General features: G+C 52.3%; 2 pseudogenes. One reads left to right on the top strand and one right to left on the bottom strand.

The annotated features are described in order from the left end of the window. Nucleotides 1–217: pseudogene (locus BRO54_RS19010) on the top strand (SufD family Fe-S cluster assembly protein); the annotation flags it as partial. Here the strand turns inward: BRO54_RS19010 and BRO54_RS19005 are convergent. Then, nucleotides 216–346: pseudogene (locus BRO54_RS19005) on the bottom strand (thioredoxin family protein); the annotation flags it as partial. The pseudogenes BRO54_RS19010 and BRO54_RS19005 sit on opposite strands and share 2 nt — an antisense overlap.

Below are 346 nucleotides of genomic sequence, written 5' to 3'. Positions count from 1 at the left end.
AAACAACGTCTTCAACTTGGTGACGAAGCGCGCCGTCTGCGAAGAAAATGCGACGATGGAATGGATCGACGGCAACATCGGCTCGAAATTGACGATGAAATACCCGGCCGTCATCTTAAAAGGCGAAGGGGCGCGCGGCTTGACGCTGTCGATCGCCATCGCCGGCAAAGGGCAGCATCAAGACGCCGGGGCGAAAATGATCCATTTGGCCCCAAATCATATTGTCTATAGTCGCGAACGATGTCATCGATGAACATATTGAGGCGCACGCAGTCCGGACACCAAGTTGTGTAAAACTTGATGATCGTTGGTTTATCACCGGAAATGACCGCCTCGAATTGCTCCA

It is taken from the genome of Geobacillus proteiniphilus, from assembly GCF_001908025.1.
GTDB lineage: Bacteria > Bacillota > Bacilli > Bacillales > Anoxybacillaceae > Geobacillus > Geobacillus proteiniphilus.
This window is presented reverse-complemented; position numbering and strand designations above follow the sequence as displayed.